The sequence below is a fragment of the Mucilaginibacter sp. genome (assembly GCF_028288225.1).
Classification (GTDB): Bacteria; Bacteroidota; Bacteroidia; order Sphingobacteriales; family Sphingobacteriaceae; genus Mucilaginibacter.
The window spans coordinates 14,947-40,022 of the sequence record NZ_JAQBOC010000064.1; the positions used below are offsets into that span (position 1 = coordinate 14,947).

Sequence of the window (25,076 nt, forward strand, 5' to 3'; positions counted from 1 at the left end):
TTTTATTAAAATTTAAAATTCAAACACTTCATTGTCATCGTCTGATACTGTTTGCGCTTGCTCAGCCTCGCTGATAAATTGCTGCATGGCTATAGTAAAACTTTCAATATCCGGATGATCAAACAGCATTTTTAGCGGAACCTCCAATTCAAACCCGGTCCTCACCCTTGATATGCATTGTGTTGCCAAAAGTGAGTGCCCTCCGAGCATAAAAAAGTTATCTTTAATACTTATTTGCGGTATGCCAAGCACTGCGGCCCATATTTCATGAATTTTTTCCTGCAGTTGGTTAACCGGGGCTACATAATTTTCATCCGCTATTAAAACCCGTCCTTTATAATTGTTTTTCAGTGCTTTGCGGTCAGTTTTTCCATTTGGGGTAAGTGGAAACTTATCAAGCGGGATAAATGCCGACGGGATCATATACACAGGTAACCGGGTCTGCAAAACTTCCCTTATTGCTGCTGCAGAAATATTTTCCGCATTTTCTGCTATTATAAATGCCAGCAGGCAATCATTATCCTGATGATCCTTTCCTGCTATTACTACAACATCCTTAACCCCGGCTATTTCTTTAATTACCGATTCCACTTCACCTGTTTCGATCCTGAAACCGCGTATTTTAACCTGCTGGTCTATGCGTCCCAAAAAGGATATTTTTCCTTCGTTTGTCCATTTAGCAAGGTCACCGGTTTTGTAAATACGGCTTCCCTGCTGTTTTGAAAATGGGTCGGGAATAAATTTTTCATCAGTTAATTCGGGCAATCCTAAATAGCCTTTTGCTACACCATCCCCGCCTATATACAATTCGCCTGCTACACCTGCCGGTACGGGCTTGCGCGCTTCGTCAAGTATATAGAAAGCCGTATTGGCAATTGGCCCGCCAATTAAAGCGTAACCATTGGATGAAAGATGTTGCTGCGGATCAATATTCAACACAGCCGACCAGATGGTAGTTTCGGTTGGCCCATACATATTCCACAATGACTTATTGCATCTCGCCAGTTCGGCAGCCAGTTCATTAGGCAAAGCCTCGCCTCCGCATAATACTTTTAAAATACCCGAACCGTTCCAGCCGTTATTCAGGAGCATTAGCCAGGTTGCTGGGGTAGCCTGCATTATGGTAGGTTTAACCTGGTTCATACAAGCCATCAACTTTTCCGGATCGGCAGAAACCTCTTCAGGAAGTAAAGCCACCGTTGCACCACTTGTTAAAGGGAGAAATATTTCGAGCCCGGCAATATCAAAAGATATGGTTGTTACCGCAAGCAGTATATCCTGCGCTGTAATACCGGGCTGTATTTTCATTGATGCCAGGAAATTCCCCAATGCGCCATGGTTTATTTGCACCCCTTTTGGTTTACCGGTTGAGCCCGAAGTATAAATAATATAGGCCAGGTCGTTGGGTTTGATGGTGATATTCGGTTCATCAGCTTTTTCCTTTGTAAGGAGAGGCTTAATTTCTTCTGTCATCAGCATTTGCACTTTTTTTCCCTGCCACATGTTTTTGTACTTCTGTTCAGTAAGCAGCATGACAGCACCTGAATTATCAAGCATATAATGCAACCTGTCAACAGGGAATTTGGGGTCTAAAGGCAAGTAAGCCGCGCCTGTTTTAAGTATGGCAAGCAGGCTGATCATCATTTCCGGAGAACGGTCTAAACACAAAGCGGCGAGGCCACCGGGCTTTAGTCCGCAATTCAACAACAAATTAGCCAGTTGATTAGCCCGAAGGTTTATTTCGCCATAACTATAGTTTTCTCGTTCAAAAAGCAACGCTGTAGCTTCTGGATGATCGAGAACCTGTTTGTTAAACTCTTCCAAAACAAGCTTTACATGACTTACAACCGGGGCTTGTGCGTTAAAGGTATTCAAAACAAACGCTGTTTCCTCTTCACCTATAAGCGATATTTCTCCTAAAGTTTGATCTGCATCCGCAGAAAAACCATTTAAGATATTTAACAGATGACGCAGTACCCTGCTAATAGTTTCTTTTTCAAACCTTGAAGAATCATAGCTGATTCGGAAACCGAGGCTCTCTCCCGGAACTACCATTAACGTAACCGGATAGTGTGTTTGTTCAGAAAACTTTGCCGAACTGATAGTTAATCCTTTAATCCCATCATCAACCGATTTATCAACTGGATAATTTTCAAATATGATTAACGATTCAAATAACTGCTGGCTGCCGTCCATTCCGGAATATTCACGTATTTTGGTTAGCGAGGTATAAGAATAATTATCCCGTTCCAGCTGTTTTAACTGAATATTCTGTAACCATTCGCCTAACTTGCTATCATTGTTTACACTGATCCGAACCGGTACTGAGTTGATGAACAAGCCCACCATTTTTTCAACCCCTTCCAGTTCCGGCGGCCTGCCCGAAACAACAACACCAAATACCACATCATCAGTACCTGCATATTTGCTTATTAACAATGACCATGCAGCGTGAATAAGAATATTTAAGGTAACCCCTGCATTTTGTGCAAACTGTTTCAGGCGATTTTCCAATTCAGCCCCCAGTTCTGTTGCACAATCCTGCATTTTGCCGGCGTGGCCCGAAGACTGATGCTGATCAATACCCAACGGGGTTGGATGATGAAGTCCTGTTAAATAATTAGCCCACCATTCTTTTGCTGCTCCCTCATCCTGTTTGCCAAGCCATTTTATAAAATTAGCATAAGGGGTTACCGGGACAACCTGTAGGTCTTTATCAGCCATTAAGGCTTCATAATTGTCAAATACCTCTCTGATGATAATTGGCAGGCACCAGCCGTCCATCAGTATATGATGATGTGTCCAACAAAAAAACCATTGGTCATTATGTACATTAGTTAATGTTAACCGCATAAGCGGCGCCTTTGAAAACGAAAATGACTGATTGAGATCATCCTCAAGAAATTGCTCAATAGCTGCTTTGCCTTCGGCATCGTTTTCACAATTCCATGTGTCTTCATTCCATGTAAGTTTGGTTTCGTTTAAAACAACCTGAACGGGAGTATCAATACCTTCCCAAAAAAATGCCGTACGCAAAATATCATACTTATCAATTACAAGTTGCCAAGCCTTTTTAAATAAAGCCGGGTTCAGCCTGCCTTTCAATATAACACTTAGCTGCTCCCTGTAAGAAACAGACGAGGGATTTAGCAGGGACTGGAAAAGCAACCCTGGCTGCAGGGGCGAGAGCTTGTAAATATCGGCAACCTGTACTAATGGGTAGCCGGCATCCCTTATTTGGGCAGCGAGCGTATTCATGCCTGATTTGCTCAGGTTTGACATTGGGAAATCTGCCGGGGAAAAGCCACCGGTTCCGGGTTGCAGGCAATGATCTATAAGTATGTTTAGGTTTGAAATAAAAGAACCTGCAAGTTTGCTTATAGTACTTTCCCGATGTTTGTTTTTATCGTAACCTATGCCTATTTTAAGTTGCCCGTTAAGTACGATTAAGTTTACTCCAAGTAAATGGGTGCGGTGGTTTCCGGGGCTTTGCTCAAAACCACAATCGGCGTCGGAGAACTTCCAATTATTGCTCCCGGTAATTACGGAATCGCCCTGACCGAGATAATTGAAAACAACTTCGGGGGCATGCAGCATCCCGAAATTTCCCTTATCATCCGATAAATATTTTAACAACCCATAGCCTATTCCTTTACCTGGAATTTCCCTGTATTGTTCTTTAATCGCCTGCAGGCTTTCTCCCGGTCCGCAATTTTCAGGAAGGCTAAAAACAGCAGGATAGGCAGCCGTAAACCAACCTACAGTTCGCGAAATATCGGTTTCCTCAAACAAATCTTCCCTTCCATGGCCTTCAAGTTCAATAATTGCCGTGCTGTTTCCGCTCCATTGATTAAGAGATAAAATAAATGCAGCAAGCAAAACTTCCTGTACTTGTGTGCGGTAGGCAGCAGGTGCCTTTTTAAGCAGCGCATCTGTTTTATCGTTGTCCAAATAAACCGTAATTATACCCGGAGACATTTCAGAGGAAACACTTATTGCCTGCTGGTGATCTAAAGGAATCAATGACCCCGGCATTTTGCTTATTTTTTTCCAGTAAGCAATTTCACTTGCCGAAAGCCCAGTTTTGGAATAGGCAGACAATGCATTTATCCAGTTTTTGAAAGAATGTGATTTCTCAGGTAATTTTGCTGATGCCGGTTCATGGGTTAAGCGGAGAAAATCTTCCAGTAAAATGCGCCACGAAACCCCGTCAATCACTAAATGGTGCGCTATCAGCAGTAATCTTGATGGAATATCATCACCCATTCTGAAAAATACAGCCTTAAATACTACTCCATCGTAAATGTTTAATCCCGATTGAATGCTGTTTGCTGTCTCCAGAAATTTGGTTTCTTTTTCTTCAGCGGGGACAAGTTCCAGGTTGTAAAAGTTAAAAATATCATCCTTAACTTCAGGTATCATTTCCTGTGTCCATTCGCCATTTATTTTCTGTTTGCAAAAGCGCATCCGTAAGGCATCGTGGTGCAAAACCAATTTTGTAATTGCCTGCCTAATAATTTCCGGTTCCTGCTGCTCATTCGTCTCCAATAAAACAGCCTGGTTAAAATGATGAGGATGAATAAAATCCTGCTCAAAAAACCATGATTGAATTGGCGACAAAGGCATATTACCAACTACAAGGCCCTGTTCAGCAGTGGTTTTTGTTTTTATACGTGCAACTGTCGCAAGCTGGGCGATGGTTTGGTTTTCAAAAAGGTCGCGCGGGGTAAATTTCAAACCGGCAGACCGCGCCCTCGAAACTATCTGGATACTCAGGATGGAATCGCCTCCAAGTTTAAAAAAGTTATGATGGATGCCAACATTTTCAATACCCAATACATTCTGCCATATAAGGGCAAGTATTTTCTCCTTTTCGGTATGTGGTGCTGCGTATTCGTTTAAAACTCGTTTGCTGACTTTTGTATATTCTTTTAATGCCTGCTGATCAATTTTTCCGTTAATTGTTAATGGGATCTCATCTAAAACAATAATTGAATTAGGTAACAGGTAGGCAGGAAGCTTATCCTGCAAAAATGCTTCAAGCCCCGGCAAATCGTCATTTACAGAAGGGGGCAGCAAGCCAAATTTATTATTGGCGAAAAGCTTTTGGTAAAATGGATTTTCTTTATAAACCTGTTTATAATGCCATGAATTGTAGGAGAAATCTATTTCGGCATCATTCATTCTTACCAGTGTCCCTTCCAGTAAAAAATCAGGATTAAGCCCGTTTTCGCACAGCGTACGGGTACAAACGCCTGTAATATAATCTCCTGCTTCAACCTCTGCACCGGGGCAAAAAACCGGAAGAAATACAGGAAGCCAGCAATATTCATGTTCAAGAATATCAATTATTACACCTGTTGTAGTATGCAGGTTAAGCCAAACCAGTATCCCGTCCATTCTCCCCTTTTTGAGTATTTCAAAACGGAAAGTATGGCTTGTTTCAGGGTCAATAGGTTTTGTGTAATCAAGATCTTCAAAAATATCCTTTGAAGACAACAAGTGGTCGTTAGGGAATTTCTTTATACACAAGCGAAGATCGAAAGCATATCCTACCTGGTCGAATATTTCTTTGGTGTAATGCCCCGGCACTTTATTAAAACCCGGGTTCTCATTAAGGACATCAGGAAGCGATACGGCGGCCATCATGGTATTACTGCGCTCGGGGATCATTTTTCCACCTTCCTTTAACAACCTCCTGCTATTATTAATAATAACTGCCGAGCCTTCAGAACCACCTATTGCGCCAACAATTTCAGAAACACAAACATCTGCAAGCTCAGGTAAAATCACCTTTGATGCATCGCCGTGTATAATGATTATCCTGTCTGCATAACCTGCACGTTCTACAGCTTCTTTTGCAAGCTTTGCCGTATTTTCATTCAGTTCAATTGCATAGATCTTAGCGGCACCGGCCTCTGCGCAAAATCGGGAGAGTATAGCGTCTTCACCTGTACCTATTTCAACCACTATTTTACCCGGAACTTCTGCAATAATTGCTTTTTTGTAGGCATCGTTCCTTCGTTCGTCATGTGTCATGGCGTAGTAAAGGAATTCATCATAAACATAAAATTCGGCTACTGACGGCCAAAGCTCCATCGGCCCGGCAGACCATTCGTGCTGCGGGCTATTACCAGGTTGCGATACATCTTTCAGCGTAACAAAAGCGTTAAGCCTTTGATGCCCGCTTTCGTCATTTTGAACCTGAATAACCGACTGCGAAACCGAAGGATGTTGTTTAAGCACCGTTTCAATTTCTTCAGGTTCTATCCTAAACCCTCTCAACTTCAGTTGCCTGTCTATACGCCCGAGAAAACAAATATTGCCATCCGGTAAAAACTTTGCCAGGTCGCCGGTCCTATACATTTGAGAACCCGGCTTTTTGGAGAACGGATCAGTAATAAAGCGCCCGGCGGTAAGTTCAGGAAGGTTTACGTATCCGGCAGCTATGCCCACACCGCCTATAAACAGTTCACCCGGGATCCCGGGCGGTAGCGGGGCAAAGTTTTCATCAAGTATATAAGCTACCGTATTGCCAATTGGCCGTCCTATATGAAGCGGGCCTTCACCGGGAGTGTAGGGTGTTAATGTTGAGCAAACCGTGTATTCTGTAGGGCCGTAAGCATTAACAAAATACCTGTTCTTACCCCATATTTCAGCCGTCTTCCGGGGGCATGCTTCCCCGGCTACTACCAGCGTGGTTAATACAGGTAATTCTGTATAAGGAAGTACTTCAAGAATTGAAGGGGGCAAAGTAACATGGGTAATACCTGCAGTTTCTAACAGTGAAATAAGATCCGGGCCAGGTAACATTTTAGCCTTAGGCGCCATTACCAGCGTTGAAACAGCGCAAAGCGACACAAACATTTCTGAAATAGACGCATCGAAACTAAGCGACGCAAATTGCAGGGTTCTGCTTTGTTTGTTTAGCCTAAAAGCTTTGATCTGCTCTAACGAGAGGTTTAACAAACCCTTGTGCCTTATCATAACCCCTTTCGGATTGCCTGTTGACCCTGATGTATATATTATGTAAGCCAGGGCCCCGGGTTTAATGTGTGTAAGCAAATTTGTTGTTATACCAGCTTGTTGGGCAAACACTTCCGCGTCTTTAGTGTCTATAAATGGAAGATCAAATTCTTGTATTATATTGCCTTCACCTATAAGCAAAGCTGCACCTGAATCCTCAAGCATATAACTGATCCTTTCACGCGGGTATTCAGGATCTACAGGTATATAAACTCCGCCTGCCTTCATTACCCCGAGGATCGCCGATAAGGTTCGAATTGACCGGGTTGCAATAACCCCAACCCTGTCCCCGCTAACTAAATTCATGGCTAAAAGCCTGCAGGCAATATTCTCCGATTCTATTTCTAACTCTCCATAGGTAAGTAACAAGCCATCGTATTCAAAAGCAATCTTATTCGGGTTTTCACCAGCAATTCCTTTAACAACGTCTAATACGGTTTTATCTTCAGGTAATGGCGTATCTGTGTTGTTCCACTCAAATACTATTTTCCGGAACTCGTCTTTACTGATTAACGGTAACTGCCTTAAGTTTTGTTTAGGGTTTTCAACTATGCCTTCCAAAAGCACCTGAAAATGCCGAACCATCTGCGCTATAGTTGAATGATGGAACAAATCGGTATTATATTCCATTCCGCCAACCAAACCTCCGGCAGTTTCTTCCATCGAAAGCGACAGATCATATTTAGCAATAGACCTTTTAACCTCCATCGGTGATATTTTTAGTCCGGAGATCTCAAGGGCCGGCATAGGCATATTCTGCATATCAAATGCAACCTGGAAAACAGGGCTGTGGCTCAGGTCTCTTTCAGGCTGAATTTCGTCTATCAGTTGATCAAAGGGCACGTCTTGATGGGCGTAAGCTTCAAATGCAAGCTGTCTTACCTGGTCAATTAAAGAAAGAAAGGTGTCTGTATTTTCAAGGTCTACCCGGTAAACCACCACATTGATAAAGAAACCTATCAATGCTTCTGTTTCCAGCCTGTTACGGTTTGCAATTGATGACCCTATTAATATTTTACGTTGCCTGCTATACCTTGATAATAATATTGAATAAGCTGAAAGAAGCGTCATAAACAAGGTTGCCCCTGATTTTTTACTTAAGCTTTTTAATTTATCAGATAATTGCGGCGAAAGGCTAAACCTGTAAGTATCCCCATTTTCAGTACGTACAGATGGCCTTGGCTTATCAGTTGGAAGATCGAGTATAAATGGTGCGCCTGATAGCTTGTTTTTCCAGTAGGCTAACTGCTCACCAAAAACCCCTTTATTTTTAAGCGCTCTTTGCCAATAAGCAAAATCTGAGTACTGAACAGTAAGAGCAGCAAGTGGCGACGGCTTGTCTAAAATAAATGCTTCATACAGTGAAACAAGTTCGCTGATAAATATGCCCGATGACCATCCATCGGAAACAATGTGATGCATCGTTACAGATAAAACATAGCTGTCGCCGGTTATGGTAAATAAAATTGCCCTTATTAATGGGTCGCGTTCAAGGTCAAATGGCTTTATTGCTTCATCAGCTATCTGTTTTTCTAAAACCTCAGGCCTGTTAGTTTCAGCTGTAACTATAGGGATATTAAACGGTTGAAGCTCTTTTACCAATTGGTAAGCTTTTCCATCAACATCATGAAAGTTAGTCCTCAAAATATCATGCCTGCTGATTATTTCTGTAAATACATTTTGAAGGACCCTTATATCAAGTTTACCTTCAATTTTTATAGCTTCCGGGATATTGTAGGTAGCTGATGCACCTTCCAGCCTGTCTAAAAACCAAAGCCTTTGCTGTGCAAAAGACAATTGCGCCCCTTCTTCCCTGGTGACATGAATAACCGGCTGCATGCCTTCACCTGAACCTTTGAGCTTTAGTTTTGCTATCAAAACTGCCAAATGTTCAATGGTCTGGTTTTCCATTATATCTTTAACCCCCAGGTCAACTTTAAAAACACTGCGGATTCGGGAAGTGATCTGAGTTGCATTAAGCGAATGCCCGCCTGCCTCAAAAAAATTGTCGAATATTCCCGGCTTTTCTGTTTTAAGTATTTCTTCCCATATGGCGGTAATTATTTCTTCAATTGGGTTAGTGGCTGCATGATAGGTGGTTTTTAATTGCGGCCCCGCGTCAAAATTATTTAATAAGGCTTTTTTATTGGTTTTTCCATTTGGGGTAAGCGGAAAGCTGTCAATTACCCGGTACTGCACCGGCAACATATAAGCAGGCAGCTGTTTTGCCAACGTTTCTTTTAAGCTTTCCAGCTCAAAAATATCCGTCACCTCAATGAACGCAACAAGACTGTATTCGCCTGAATGGTTTTTTACGGGTATTACAGCAGCATGAATTACCCCCTGATATTTGACTAACTGATTTTCAATTTCCCCGGGTTCAATACGGTAGCCTCTTATTTTTACCTGGTCATCTTCCCGTCCGAAATACTGAATATTACCATCTTCCAGCCAGCACCCGGTGTCTCCTGTGCGGTAAATTATTTCTCCGTTTGCAAACGGAGAATTTATAAACTTCAGAGCGGTTTGTTCGGGCTGCCCCAAATATCCTTTGGCCAAACAGGCACCTCCAATATATATACCTCCTTTTATGCCTATGGGTACTGGCATCAATGCTTTATCAAGAATATAAATGGACGTATTAGCAACAGGTTTACCCGCATTTATATTGCCTGCAGAAATAGCAGTGGCCGTACAACCTATTGTTGCTTCGGTAGGGCCGTATTCATTGTAAATAGTTATTCCCGGCCATTTATTGGTTATTATTTTCACATGCTCTTCCTTCAACGCCTCACCGCCAGTTATCAAGGTAAGCAGCTTATCATTTCCTTCCGGAATGTCTTTTAATAAGGTAATATGCGAAGGCGTAAGCTTAACGGAGTCCAGCGTTCCCTGAGGGCCAAAAATTTCCTCCATAATTACACCCACTTCCTTATCCCCATATACACTAATTGTTTTCCCCTTTGATAACGGAATAAAAATACTTGAAAGCGTGAGGTCAAAAGCCGGAGAAGTGAGCAACGGGAAATCACCACCATGCGGATTATGAGTAAAATAGTAATCATTAGCCCATATAATATAATTAAGCAGGCTTAAATGGCTTATTTCAACCCCTTTTGGTTTCCCGGTTGAGCCTGACGTATAAATCACGTAAGCAGTATCATCCGGTTGTGGGCCATCGTTTTTTAACCCGTTACCTGCAACAGTATTGTGTGCAAAGTCGGGATGAATAATTGTCAGCTGTTCATCGCTATTTTCCGGAAACAGATCGGCATTGGCAGAAATCAATACCTTAATGTGTGCTTCGCTTATTAATGAACGGATCCTGTTATGAGGCAACGAAACATCAATTGGCAAAAAGGCTGCACCAGCTTTCATAATCGCCAATATTGAAACAATTAAACTCGTGCTTTTTTCCTGCAATATGGCAACCTTATCCCCTCTTTTTACACCATAAAAAAGCAAAGCATTTTTTATGGCATCAGCGCGGCTGTTTAACTCGGCATAAGAAATCGACCCGGTTTCAGAATAAACAGCTACATTATTGGGCGATTTAATGACATTTTCGTTTATCAGATCGAGTATTGTTTGCCTTGATGGTAAAGGAGCAGATGTATTATTGAATTTTACAATTACATTTTCTCTTTCAGCAGCGCTTAATAAAGAAACTGTTGCCGGAGATTGTGATGGGTTGTCGAGGATGGAGTTTACGGCTATTTCGAGATGACAGAATAACCTTTCTATTTCTTTTAGCCCGAAACAATCTTTAAAATAATTCAACTGAAATTTCAACAGGCCATCGCGGGGAATTATCATCAATGTGAGCGGATAATTGGTTTCCTCAAATGATTTTATATTTTTAATTTCCAGCCCATGCAAACCCTGTTGGTTAGCAGCATCAAAGGGATAATTTTCAAAAACAAGCAAGCTTCTGAATAGTGGCATATCCCCTGGTATTCCCGAAGATCTTTTAATATCTACAAGAGGAGTATATGTAAACTCATTTCTCTCATTGCTTTTCTCCTGTAAATCTTTGAGCCATGCAATTATGTCAATACCGGAGCTGATATTGACCCTTACAGGCAACGAGTTAATAAACAGCCCGACTATCGATTCAACATTTTGCAATTCAGGCGGCCTGCCGGAAACCGTTGCCCCAAAAACAACTTCATTTTCCCCGCTATATTTACTAAGTAATATTGACCATGCCCCCTGGATCAGAATATTTGTTGTGATACCGATTTGCTTCGTCCACTCAAAAAGTTTATTTGAAAGCTGAGGTGAGAAATTGTATGCATATTCGGCGTAGCCGTGGCCGCTATGATTTTTATCGGTTAAAACTGCATTACCTATGCCTAACAGCGTTGGCGTATCAAAACCTGCCAACTCGCTATCCCAAAAATCCTTTGCCTTTTTCAAATCCTGCTTGCCAAGCCACGAGATATAATTTTTAAATAGCGGCTTAGCCGGCAAATGCACAGGTTTACCATTTACAATAGCCTGGTACCTTGTAAATAATTCATTAAGTATAATCCCTGAACACCATCCATCCATCAGCATGTGATGATGGCTCCAGATAAATTTCCATAAATTGTTTGCTGTGTTAACCAGCAAGCAGCGCATCAGGGGCGCCTGTTCATGATTAAAGCCCTTCCTGCGGTCATCACGAAGCAATTGCTCAAACTTTGCGTTTGCATGCTCTCCTTCAAACCCGCGCCAATCCAATATTTCCCACGGCAGTTCAGCAGTTTTATGCACCACTTGTACAGGTTTATCAAGCCCGTCCCAATGAAAAGAAGTGCGAAAAACCGGGTGCTGATTAACCGTTTCCTGCCAGGCCTGTTTAAAAGCCGGCAAATTAAGGCTGCCTTCCAAATCGCAGCTTACCTGCTCAAAATAAGCCTCAGAATCAGGATGGGCCAACAGGTGAAACAACATCCCCTCCTGCATGGGCGAAAGCGCATAAATATCTTCTATGGTATTTTTATTCATCGCTAGTTTGAAAATTTAAATTGAGAAATAAGTTGGTCAAGCTGGTCCTGTTCAAGGTTCGCTTCCGGAAAATCTGATGGTGTGTACCCGCCTGACCCGGTTTCAAGGCAATGCGTTATCAATTCTTTTAATACTTCCAGGTAGTCATGAGCAAGTTTTTTAATGGTATCCTCATTATGCAATTGGGGGCAGTATGTCCAGTCAGCAACCAGGCTGTCATCTATAACTATAGCATTAATTTCTATTAAATAATTGCGGGTAGCATCGCCGTCCTGATCGCTGCCTGTTTGCAGGGGTGATATTTTCCATCCTAAATCAGCGGGCAGCGCTTGTGCAGACTGGCCTAAATAATTAAAGATAACTTCCGGTTTTGGCAAATATGATAAAGCTGTTTTGATGTAATCCTCCGCATTGCCATATTTTAATAATCCGTAACCTATTCCGTTATCAGGAATTTGCCTTAATTGCTCTTTCAATGAAGTTATAACTGATGAAGGGCCGTTTGTATCATCGAGTTCAAGTAAAATAGGGTAAATTGAAGTGAACCAGCCTACTATTCTGCTGATGTCAATATTTTCAAAAACATCTTCCCTTCCATGTCCTTCCATTGCTATTAACAAACTGCGCCGCGATGTATAGTTACGAAAAGCGCTAACCAGCGCTGCAAGCAGCAGATCGTTTACGTTGGTATTGTAAGCTGTATGGGCAGCTGATATTAAGGCCTTTGTAGTTTCCTCATCAAGTTTTACCGTATGCGTGAGTGCGTTTTTCACAGTATTTTTTTCTTTGTCGCCATTCAGATCCACAGGCAGCAGGGTTGCTGCTTCCATCCTGTTTTCATTTGCCCAAAAAGACAATTCATTTACCAGCCTGTTACCGGAAGAGTATTGTAATGCTTTAGTCGCAAAATTTTTAAATGAATCTGTTTTTTCCGGAAGATGAACAGCCTGGCCCAATTTTAACTGCGTGTAAACTGCAGACAGGTCTTCAAGCAAAATCCGCCATGAAACCCCATCAATTATCAGATGGTGCGCGGCTAAAAATAACAGCGATTCTTTTTCATCCTCCAGTTTATAATATCTTGCTGCTAAAATGGGCCCATTAAAAATATCCATCCCGGCTTGCAATGAAGCCATGTCTTCCAGTAATTGACTTTGCAGGTTAGCCCCGTAGGTACCGGCAAATTCTTTAATGCTGAAATTCGGATCAATAGCAACAGTTTGCGGAATGTACTCTTCATAGCTGTCATCCTTCCGCCTTACCCGCATCCTGAGCATATCATGGTGTTCCATAATTTTCATCAAAGCTGCGGTCATGCAAGAAGGATCGAAACCTGTACCTACTTTTAATATAACAGACTGGTTATAGTGCGAAATTTTGTTTAGCCGTTGGTCAAAAAACCATTTATGAACAGGGATAATTTCAATATCTCCATAAACAGGACCCTGTTCGGCAACTACAGGCGCGGCTTTTTCTGCTACGGCTGCTAACCCTGCAATCGTAAGCTGTTTGAACAACTGTTTCAGGGTTATCATTATGCCTGCCCTGTTTGCCCGCGAAACAATCTGTATGCCTATTATTGAATCGCCACCTATGGCGAAAAAATTATCATCTATGCCAACTTTTTCCCGGCCCAAAACCTCCGCAAAAATATTGACCAGGATTTGTTCTGTCTCTGAAACCGGAGCCGTATAGTTTTCATTGATTGCACCAGTCTCCATTTCAGCCAGCTTTTTCCTGTCAATTTTAAAATTTGGGGTAAGCGGTAGCTTTTCGAGGCGTATAATCAATGAAGGCCTCATGTAAAGCGGCAGCTTTTGGGCAAGTATGTGCTCAATTTCTTCAGATTTTGGCGCATCGTCGCCAGTAACCGTATAAAACGCGGTAAGGCTTGTGCTTGTGGCATTATTAAAACAAGACACTACTGCTGCATCTTTAATTCCTGGAATTTCGAGTAAGGTGCTTTCAATCTCGCCGGTTTCTATACGATAACCCCTTATTTTAACCTGGTTATCTTTACGACCCATATATTTCAGGTTCCCGTTTTCCAACCATAGGCCAAGGTCGCCGGTACGATATATCCGTTCCCCGCTTGGAAACGGCGAATCCACAAATACAGAACGGGTTTGCTCTGCTTGCCCCCGATAGCCCCTAGCAAGACAAACCCCGCCAATATAAATTTCACCAACAGCACCAGCGGGTAAAAGCCTCCGGTCCCGATCAAGTATATAAATTGATACATTGGCAATGGGGTGGCCAATAGTAATATTACCGGTACCTACTTCTGTTACTGTACAGCCCACCGTTGCTTCGGTTGGCCCGTATTCGTTAAAAATTAAAATGCCTGGCCATTTATCTTTAATTATTGCAACATGGTCATCCCGCAAAGCTTCGCCGCCTGCAATTAAAGTGCGTACATTGTTATTGCCTGCAGGTAGTTGGGCCAATAAAGAAATATGCGACGGCGTTAGTTTAACAGTATCGGCCCCGCCATTTTCATCAAATATTTCTGCTAAGATCTCTCCGGCGTCCCTGTCGCCAAAAATCTCAATATGTTTTCCCCGTATTAACGGAACAAAAATAGAGGTGATGGTAAGATCGAAAGATACAGGTGTAAATAAAGCAAAACTTCCGCCGTCAGGGTTGTGGCGGAAATAATAATCTTTTGCCCAGTTTAAATAATTAAAAACATTTGCATGGCTTATTTCAACACCTTTTGGTCTGCCTGTTGATCCCGAAGTAAAAATGATATATGCAAGCGACTGTGCATCGATGGAAACATTAAAATCGGCGACAACTTCCAGGAGGTCGTCCAATTGGAGGTCTATTGCAAAGATGTTTCCCGCAAAAAACGGGATATCGAATAAATAGGCTGAAGTTGTTACCAGCGTTTCTGCACCGGAAGCTGTTAACAGGTATTCGATCCTCTCTTTAGGATAAGCCGGATCGACCGGGACATAAACTGCGCCCGATTTAAGGATGCCTAATATTCCTATTATCGTCAGCTCTGATCTTTCTGCCAGCAATGCTATCGTTGTGCCTGTTTGTGTTCCCAGTTCTTGCCGGAAATACGCTGCAAGCTTTGAACTTTTTATATCCAGTTCTTTATAAGTAAGCGTGTTTCCTTCAAAGCGCAGGGCAATGTGGTCGGGGTATTTTTTTACGCTTTCGTTAAAAAGATCGATAAACGTTTGATTGCCTGTTTCATTTACCGGCGGATTAAGACTGTCAAAATATTTTATTTCACCTGGTGTTAACAGCCCGATTCCCTCTATTGGGGTATTAAAATCTCCGAAAGCTTTTTCAATTTGGTTCAGGTGGCCCTGTACCAGCGTGGCCCTGTAGGCCGGAAAGATCTGAGGATCATATTCAAACCTTATCCTGCAAGTTACGGGGTCGACATGTATATTTATTCCAAACCTGTATTTATCCCCGGAAAGTGAATGAAGGTCAGTAAAGACCAATATATCACTTACATCGGTTTTTTCCCATCCTAATTGTTCTTTTGCCAATACTTCAAACGGATAATCAGCATAATTGAAACAATCCTCTATCAACTGTAACGACCTGTTTAGGTAGTCCTTTAAGGTATCACCCTCCTCCCTTTGCAATAGTAATGGAAACAACTTGTCATCAGTACTTTCATTTTTCAAACATGGCACCATAAAAATTGCCGATGACGATGACCGATAGCGGCTAAACAATAAGGCAAACATTGAAGTAATAATACCAAAAGTGGTTAGCGGGTCATCTGTTATCGTGGCCAACCTATTCCTGAAATCATCACTTAACGTAAGTTCCCGGGTTAAAAAGATACTTCTCTCATCCGGAATAAAATTATTGTCCCTTGTATTTATTTCATTGGCGCTCAATGCGGCAAACTGGCCTTTCCAGAAAATTGCGGCTTCACTGTAATTGGTTCCAGGTGTATTTAAATTGCTCATTATGTTTAACGTATGCTGTTAAATTTTAAAAATTCAGTTTAAGGCTTATTTTTTTTGACAGACTCTCTTTTTTATTCTCCGGCATAATGCTGCCAACGGTTATTGTTTGATCTTTTGCTATAGCTGCCAAAATTTCTTTATAGTTAGCTGCTATAGTTGCTATTGTGTGTTCATTAAACAAATGGTTATTATAAACAACATCTACTTTAAGAAAATCCACTTTATCAGTAATCAGGAAGGAAATATCATACTGTGTAACCCTTACTTCAGGTACTATGTATTTCATTTCTAACCCCGGCCCTGTCATAACGCCATCATCATAATTATTGTCATACATATTAGGCACGTAATCTACCTGCACATCAAACAATGGTGTCCGGTTTTGCTCCCTTGGTATTTTCAGCTCGTGCAGCAATACATCAAAAGGGTAATCCTGATATAGCAACCCATCATTTACCACCTTATTTACTTCAGTTATCACTTTAAGCAAATCATCTTCTTTATTAAACCCGGCTCTCAGCACAATGGTATTCAGGAAAAAGCCAAGCATTTTTTGCAGGTCGGGATGACGTCTCTCAGCTGTTTCGACTCCTAATAAAATATCTTCCCCCTTTGCATAAGGAAACAGCGTTACGTAAATGGCTGATAATACAATTACATAAAGTGTTACCCCACGCTCCCTTGCCACTGTGTTTAATTTGCCGTGCAGTTCAGGTTCAATTACCAGGGACAGTTGCCTGCCATCGTAGGTTAAATAATCATGCCGCGGCCTGTCAACCGGCAGGTTCAGCCTTGGGGGTACCTTTGAAAATTGCTGCTGCCAGTAAGTTCTGGATGCATCCGTTTGCTTTGAGGCACTATGATTGCTGTGCCAGGCAGCAAAATCCCGGTATTGTACCTTTAATGGTTCGCGAGCAGTTGATTCTCCGGCGGTTAGCAGGGCATAATTTTTTGAAAACTCACCGATGAACAAACCTGTAGACCAACCGTCCAATAAAATGTGATGGAGGCTTATTGAAAAATAATATTTTTCATCACCTGCCTTACAAAGCAATGAACGGAGCAAGGGGCCTTTTTCCAGGTTGAAAGGGAGCTTATTTTCTTCCCTCAACATTTCCATAACCTTTTCCGAAGCATTTATCTCTCCGGAAAGGTCAACTATTTTCATTTTGAAACCATATTCATCTGTGCTTAGCACTCTTTGTTTGGGTTCGGCAGAAAACGAGGTAAAAACAGTCCGTAAAATATCGTGGCGCTCCACAATCAATTCAAGCGCATTAGAAAAAGCTTTAATATCCAGGTCGCCTGTTATTTCATAAAAACCTGTCATATTAAAAATCCCCGGGTTTTCAGAAAGCTGGTTGGCTATCCAGATCCGTTTTTGGGGATGAGAAAGCTGGTAATCATTAGCAGCAGGTAATTGCGGAATAGGTTCATAGCCTTCTGCTTCGGTATGTTCAACTATATTAGCAAGTTCGCCAAGCGTTTTTGCATTAAAAATTGTTTTGATTGGTATTTTAATGCCTGTTTCTCCTAAAATAGCCGCTACCATTTTGGCTGCCTTGAGGCTATGCCCTCCGGATGCAAAAAAATCGTCAAGCAACCCCGGGCTGTTTACACCCAATATGTCCGACCAAATTTTAGCAACAATTTTTTGGAAATATGTATGGGGAGCAATAAAGTTAGTTTGGGGTTGATGATTGTCCACCCAAACCGGCAGGCTTGCTTTATCTACCTTGCCATTGGTGGTAAGCGGAATTTCATCAATTTTAACAAATCTGGCAGGAACCATATAATACGGCAGTTTTAATGCCATAAAGCTTTGCAGTTCTGTCGCCGCAGGAATTGTATCTTCATTTTTGGGAACGAAATAAGCTGTTAGCTCATATTCTGCATCATTAATCTTAGTTGCTACTACAGCAGCCGTTTTTATGTGGTTATGAGTGGTAAGTACATCGGTACATTCCCCGGGTTCGATGCGGAAACCCCTTATTTTTACCTGTTCATCAATTCTGCCCAGGTACTCAATTTCACCAGTATGCAGCCACCGGCCTGTATCACCGGTTTTATACATCACCTGGCCGGGACTGAAAGGATCTGCAACAAATTTCTGGCTTGTTAGTTCTTTCCTGTTAAGATACCCTTTTGACAAGCCCCTGCCTGCCAGGCAAATTTCGCCGGAAACTCCAACTGGTAAAAACTGCTCATTTTTATCAATAATATAAACCTGCATATTCTGAATTGGCTTGCCTATCAGTATAAAAGGATCATGTTCATTCAACTCCTTTACAATACAACCAATAGTTGCTTCTGTAGGCCCATATTCATTATAAACCCTTGCCTTTGGCAACAGCCTTTTCAATATTTCGAGGTGCGCCGGAAATACAGCCTCGCCGCCAAGAATGATACAGCCTATATTTTCCTGCCCCTGGGAAATACCCTCCAGCAAACCGAGATAGGATGGCGTAAGTTTCAGAAAATCATATTTTTTATCCCCCTTAAAACAAGCCTCCATTACCTCCGGAGCTTCTTTTTCTTCAGGATAAACTTCCAGCTGGCCACCTGAGGTAAGGCAGCAGAATATTGGTGTTGCAGTAAAATCAAAAGAAAGCGAGGTGAATAAGGCTGAGCTAACAGGCTTATCTTGCGTAAAGTAATATCCCTGTGCCCATAATAAATAATTTACCAGGTTACGATGGGTTATTGCACAACCCTTGGGTGTACCGGTTGAGCCGGATGTATAAATAACGTAACAATTTCTGTCCGGGTCATTTTCCGGGAAACCAGTATTTAATTCAGCCTTGGGGAACGCCTTTATCCTGTCTATGTCTAATGCGTTAAGTTTGAGCTTTATTGCCTTGTCCCAACTCAGGGTATCAGTCAATGTCCATTTTATATCAGCGTCTTCAGCAATAAATTTGAGGCGTATTTCGGGCAGGCTAATTTCCAATGGCACATACACGCCTCCGGCTTTGAGTATTCCCCAAATGGCTACTACCCAATTAGCAGAACGATCCATGTAAATCCCTACCGCTTCACCTGCTTTTAATCCCTTTTCTAAAAGGGATGAAGCCACACTCAAAGCTGCTTTATCAAGGTCAGCATATGATATTTTTTTTGATCCGTCAATTAAAGCAATGGCTGGTCCGTTAGCAATAACCTGCTTATCTATCAACCCGTTAACAGTTTCATCGGCAGGAAAACTTTTACTTGTATTGTTCCATTCTTCAAGAATAAGTTTACGGCTATGCAGTGGCATTAACGGAAGCAAACCAACCGGTGTATGCGGATCAGTCAGCAACCCGGTTAAAAATGCTTCAAAATTTTCGAGCAGGCCCGAAATAGTTTCAGGAAGGAAAAGGTCGGTACTGTAGTCACAATCAAGCACCATTCCGTCGGGCAGTACTGTAATGTCAAAAAACAGGTCGAACGGGGCAAAGCTCAATGGCGTTTGTACCCAGTTAACCTGTAATGCTGTAAATGATGGTAGTTCATTAACCGGGTTTAAGTTAAATGTAACATTTACCAGTTGCGATTGAAGGCGGTTTCCCTTCTGGTTTAAATTGTCCAAAATTTTCGCAAAAGGATACGCCTGGTTTTCAAAACATTCAATAAGCTCTTTCTTTGAATTTTTAAGGAAAGCGGTAAAAGAGCCTTCATCGGTATAACGGCTTAAAAACGGTAAAAGGTTTGCGCAATAACCTGCTACATTTTTATCATTTTCAAAATTGCGGCCGCTTACCGGCATTCCTATTATCAACTCATCTGTATCGCAGCAGCGATGTAGAAATGCGGCATAGGCCGATATCATCAGCATAAATGGCGTACAGTCGTTTTGCCTTGAAAAATCTTTCAATTTTATATTGAAGGACTGGGGGAATTTCCGTGTACACCTTGCTGCTTTATAACTTTTATTTGCCGGGCGAGGGAAATCGGCAGGTAACTGTAAGGGTGTTGTCTTCCCCGAAAGCTTGTTATTCCAGTAAACCTTCATTGCATCCATTACCGGGTCAGCAAGTGATTTGCCGAGCATACCGGTGTATTCCCTGAAAGATAATGCTTCGGGTAATTGAGCCGGCCTGCCTGAAACAGATTCATTATAGTAAGCACTAACATCAAACAAAACCACACCAAACGACCAGCCATCCAATATGATATGATGGGCAGTAAACTGCAGCAGGTATTCATCATCAGGCAGTTGCAATACCTGGATCCTGAACAAGGGGCCTTTTGTGAGTTCAAATTTAACCAGGCTGCCTTCCTGCATCCATTTATCAGCATATTCCTTTTTTCCTTTATTATCCGTTCCATGCGCTTCGGTGTAAACAATCGTATAGGGCAGCTCTTGTAAAACAACCTGGTGTTCACCGTCAGGGCTAATAAATGTTCTTAATCCTTCATGCCGGGCTATTACCTTATCCAATGCGTTTTGAAGCAATTGTTTATTCAATTCCCCTTTTAAATGCAGCGTGGTTGATACATTATAAGCTTGTGAGCCGGCATCATCAAGCTCTGCAAGCAGCCATAACTGTTTTTGTGCATCTGTTAACCGGAATGTAACCGGAGCTGCTAAAGACGCCGGTGTTTTAACCGGTAAGGCTGCAACTATTTCCCTGCCGGCAAAAAAACCATTATCAAGCAGTTCCTGAACAGACGCTTTTACAACTTCTATAATTTTGTCTGCATCCTCATAAGTATGTTCTGTGGAGAAAAAGCAAATCCTTCTTTCCCAGGTATAAACCCCTTTTTCCATCATCAGATAAAAAAGAAGGCTCATTTCAACCGGCTGAAAAACAAGGCTGTATTTTCCAAATGATTCAAAGCGGAACAATGACCCGAAATGGACAATTTTTACAGGCAGGGATATCTCTTCAAAAAAGCTGTTTAATACTGCTGCAAAATATACTGTTAGCTTATTAACCTTTTCCTGCAATGCAGGGCCTTCGCGTTTCATTTTTAACAATGAAGCCTTTGCAGCAGCGATAGTAAGCGGATGCTTGCAAAAAGTACCGCCAAAAAACGTCATCTCAACAGGTGGATATGAATCATCTCCATATTGCCACCAGCCACCATCAATGGTATCTATATATTCTTTTTTACCTGCAACAATACCTATCGGCATACCGCCGCCAGGAATTTTACCATAAGTTACTATATCAGCATAAATTCCAAAATGCGCCTGTGCACCTCCGGGATGAATTCTGAAACCAGTAATAATCTCATCAAAAATGAGTGCAATCCCATTCTTTTGGGTTACATCCCTCAGTTTTTTAAGAAATTCAACAGGCTGAAACCCCGGCCTTCTGCTCTGAACAGGCTCAACCATTACCGCAGCTATCTCATGTGCGTATTTTTCAATAATATTGAAAGATTCTTCGGCGCCCAAAGTAAGCACCAAAACATCATCGGCATAACCCTGCGGAATACCTGGGCCTATAGGAGATGCAAAATATTCATCCCCGCTTGATTCCATCTGCGCCAATACACCGTCAAAAGTGCCATGATAGGAGCCTGTGAAAATGGCTATTTTCTTTTTGCCTGTTTTTGTACGGGCTATGCGCATGGCTGCCATAATCGCCTCTGTTCCGGTATTGCTGAACACTACGCGCTCAACCCCGGTTAACTCATGTATTAATTGTGCTACTTCCCCGGCCATATCACTTTGTGTGGCTAGTTCCATACCTTCTATCAATTGGGCCTGTATGGCCTCTTTAATAAAATCAGGGCTGTTGCCAAAAAAATTAACGCCATAACCCAAGCCTATATCCACATAATTATTTCCATCAATATCCCTGAATTTGGAACCGGAAGACCATTCAGAAACTATAGGGTATAAAAATTCTTTAAGCGATAACCTGAAGTCGATTGAGTTTATCCAGTCTGCCAGTACGTGCCTGTGCTTTTGAGCGTAAGCTTTTGATAGTGCGGTACGTTTATTATAACGCTGCACAAACGACTCTATAAAATTTGATTGCACCGTTGTAAAAGGTACGTCCTCATGCAGCTTTACAGCCTTAAAATTCAGCTTACCTGACGGCTTGCCTGGTTCCGCAGCAGCCGTATTTCTATTTGATGCCTTTGCGGGTGATGCTTCAAGGCTTTCAATGCGTTTTGAAAGCTCTTCCAGCTTCTTTAAAAGATCTGACCCTAAAGCGTTATTCCCTAAAGTTTCGGTAATAACGGGGGCCGGTAAAGCCATATCTGTATTCTGTTCAATACTGATACCGGCTGCACTTAGGTGATTGGCAAGGGCGTCAATACTGGATAGCTCATCAAAAAACTGCTTCATTGATAGCTTTATCCCGAATTTCTCCTTAATGGCGTCAATCATTTTTACGAGGATCAGCGAATCCAGCCCCAGTTCCATAAAACTGATAGTCAGATCATCCTCGCCGGCATCGAGGCCCGAAAATTTGTTTACCATATCTGATAGAATGCTTATTATAGCATTTCTATCGGGTTTTGTGTGTGTTTCAGAAACTTTCATTTCACTCATTTTAATACCAGGAGCGGCGTCCCGGATGATGATTGATTGTGATGTTAAAACATGGGTTGGCGGCCCTGTAACAGACCCAGTTGGCAATGGCCCGTTCCAATGTCTGCGGCGCTGGAATGGGTAGAGTGGTGCAGTAACAAGATGCGGTTTATAAGGTGCATCAAATTCTTTAAGGTCTAACGGAAAGCCTGCAACAAATAATTCGGCAAGGTTATCGGTAAGGAGCCTCCAGGCATGGGATTTATACCTTGCTGATGACATGAATTTTATTTTCTCAGGCGATGCCAGGCAGCTTTTTGCCATCGTAAGCAATGAGGCATCGGGGCCTATTTCTAAAAAGAGTGCGCAATCTTTTAATTCCAGTTCCTTTATGCCCTGTAAAAAGCAAACCGGTGAAATTATCTGCGAAACCCAGTATCCAGGCCCGGCTATCTCTTTTCCTGCAATCTTCCCTGTAATGTTTGAAACCAAAGGAATATTCGGCTCGCTGAATTGTATGTCAGCCGCTGTTTTACGGAAATCGTCCAGCATCGCCTCCATATGCGAGGAATGAAATGCATGTGATACATTCAGCATAACATGCGGGATGCCTTCGCTGTCCAGTTCTGCGTCTGCATCCTTTAGCGCTTTTACACTTCCCGAAAGCACAAAATGTTCCGGCCCATTAAATGCGGCTATTGTTAAATCATTCTTATAGCGGTCTATAATATGTTTAGCCTTTTCAACAGATGTCAATACCGACATCATTCCACCCTCTATAGAAATACCCGGCATCAACTGTGCCCTTTTAGCTACCAGTTTAAGTCCATCTTCCAAAGTAAACACCCCGGCAATACATGCGGCAGTAAGCTCGCCCAGGCTGTGCCCCATAACATAGGCCGGCTTTATCCTTAAAGATATCCATAGTTTTGCCAAGGCATATTCAAACGCAAAAATGGCTGGCTGAGCATACCTGGTTATATGGATAAGATCTTCATTTCCATTGACAGGAAAAAGGATCTCCAACAGCGGAATGTCTAAATAATCATTTAAAACGGTTTCACATTTCAAGAGGCTTTCTTTAAATACCGGATGCGCATCAAATAGTTCCCTGCCCATACCTGGGTATTGAGAACCCTGTCCGGAGAAAAGGAAAGCGGTTGTAGTATTTGAAGGATTAAGCAGCTTACCTGAAGCAACACCTTTTTTAGTATTCCCTTCAATAAATAGCTGTAATTTATTTATTGCCTCCGTTTTATTTTCGGCAGAAAAGGCCAAACGATGAGGCATTTTTGCCCGCCCGGTATTTACCGTGTAGCAGGTATCAGAAAAATTAACATCACTCTTATTTTCGAAGAAATGAATGTAGTTAGCTGCCAAATTATTTAATGTCTCATTGTTTTTTGCTGATAACGTAAAAAGTTGAACAGGTTTTTCGATGGCCGGATGTTCCGTTATCTGAACAGGAGGCTCTTCAAGTATAATATGTGCGTTAGTTCCGCTTAAACCAAAAGAGCTGACTGAAGCTATGCGACGTCCGCTTTTTGGCGCCCAATGGGTTAAGTTAACAGGGATCTTCACCTGAATTTCAGACCATTCGATATGACTGCTGGGCGTTGAAAAATTCAGATGGGCGGGGATCTGTTTGTGCTTCATGGCAAGCATTACCTTTATAAGGCTTGCTATGCCTGCAGCCTGCTCCAGGTGCCCGATATTTGTTTTAACGCTGCCTACCAACAACGGCTCGTTATCTCCACGGTTTGCGGCCAGTGTGCGGGCAATAGCCCCCATTTCAATAGGGTCGCCAAGTGATGTGCCTGTGCCATGCGCTTCAATATACGAGATTTCACCCGGGTAAACCGCTGCAATCTCCATTGCCTTTCTTATCAATGTTTCCTGCGATTGACCGTTAGGCACCGTTAGCCCGCTGCTCCGCCCATCGTGGTTAATTGCAACGCCACGCACTATTGATAGTATACGGTCGTTATCCCGTATGGCATCCGATAGTCTTTTTAAAACCACCATACCGCAACCTTCCCCTCTCACGTAACCATTAGCATCATCAGAAAAAGTTTTGCACTTACCATCAGGCGACAATGCTTTGCTTTTACTTAAGAAAATGCTTGATTGAGGGGTAAGCATAAGCTGTACGCCACCAGCCAGCGCCAAATTGCTTTCGCCGTTCCTAAGGCTTTGGCAAGCCATATTTACCGTTACCAGTGATGAAGAGCAGGCCGTGTCGATACTGATGGACGGCCCCTGCGTACCTAGAAAATAGGAAATACGCCCCGCCGCAAAACTATAACTGTTACCAGTACCTGTGTAAGTATTAATATCATTTGTCCTTGAATTTTCCAGATGAAACTGGCCATAATCATTTTGTCCTATGCCTACAAAGATCCCTGTTGGCGTGTTATTTAAATGATCGGGCTGGATCCCTGCATTTTCGAGCGCTTCCCAGCTTACCTCGAGCAATAAACGCTGCTGCGGATCGATATAATCCGCCTCGTTGGGTGCAATGCCAAAGAATTTAGGGTCAAACTGGTCCACATTGTCGATAAAACCACCGTGGCGGGTGTAGATCTTGCCCGGCTTGTCCGGGTCGGGGTCATAATAATGCTCCACATCCCAGCGTTCAG

The 25,076-nt window shown here is 42.3% G+C and carries 3 protein-coding genes; all 3 read right to left on the reverse strand.

All coding sequences use genetic code 11. From position 1 onward, the window contains the following. Positions 1–12: 12 nt before the first annotated feature. The 3 genes from JWQ54_RS19810 to JWQ54_RS19820 are packed head-to-tail and all read right to left on the reverse strand — an operon-like array spanning position 13 to position 25,062. Positions 13–12,018 carry a non-ribosomal peptide synthetase gene (locus tag JWQ54_RS19810; RefSeq protein ID WP_299588405.1) on the reverse strand — a complete coding sequence of 4,002 codons (12,006 nt, stop codon included), beginning with the start codon at positions 12,016–12,018 and terminating at the stop codon, positions 13–15. A 2-nt stretch (positions 12,019–12,020) separates the two neighbouring features. Further along, on the reverse strand, positions 12,021–15,962 hold the full coding sequence (locus JWQ54_RS19815) for an amino acid adenylation domain-containing protein (RefSeq protein ID WP_299588407.1): 3,942 nt from the start codon (positions 15,960–15,962) through the stop codon (positions 12,021–12,023). A 25-nt stretch (positions 15,963–15,987) separates the two neighbouring features. Beyond that, positions 15,988–25,062, reverse strand: a complete 9,075-nt coding sequence (locus JWQ54_RS19820) for a non-ribosomal peptide synthetase/type I polyketide synthase (protein ID WP_299588410.1) — start codon at positions 25,060–25,062, stop codon at positions 15,988–15,990. Between the last annotated feature and the right edge of the window lie 14 nt (positions 25,063–25,076).

Bases quoted from the DNA above. Each gene is read 5' to 3' on its own strand.
- JWQ54_RS19810 (WP_299588405.1), bottom strand. From the start codon at position 12,018: ATGAATAAAAATACCATAGAAGATATTTATGCGCTTTCGCCCATGCAG.
- JWQ54_RS19815 (WP_299588407.1), bottom strand. From the start codon at position 15,962: ATGAGCAATTTAAATACACCTGGAACCAATTACAGTGAAGCCGCAATT.